This is a genomic window from Paraburkholderia sp. RL17-347-BIC-D (genome assembly GCF_046027915.1).
Classification (GTDB): domain Bacteria; phylum Pseudomonadota; class Gammaproteobacteria; order Burkholderiales; family Burkholderiaceae; genus Paraburkholderia.
On record NZ_JARESS010000281.1, the window covers coordinates 1 to 312 of the forward strand.

Sequence of the window (312 nt, forward strand, 5' to 3'; positions counted from 1 at the left end):
GCCGCTGGTGCCGCGCAAGCCGGCACGGCCGCTCAGCCTGCAAGCGGCAACGAAAGCATGCACGCCGCCGACCCCACGTCCCACCGCGACCCCACCGTCAAACCGCGCCGCCGTCTCTGGCCGTTCGCGCTGAGCGGTCTTGCAGTGGCCTTGCTGATCGTCGGCATCGTGCCGCGTCTGCATGCAAGCGCCGCGCTCACGCAGCAAACACAGGCGCAAAGCATGCTCAGCGTGTCGGTGGTCGCACCGCGCGCCGCGCCGGCCGTCAACGAACTGCTGCTGCCGGGCGCCGTCACGCCTTTTGCCGAAGCA

The 312-nt window shown here is 70.5% G+C and carries 1 pseudogene; it reads left to right on the plus strand.

Annotated features, from left to right (window positions below):
- A pseudogene (locus P0D96_RS48570) lies at window positions 1-312 on the plus strand (efflux RND transporter periplasmic adaptor subunit); the annotation flags it as partial.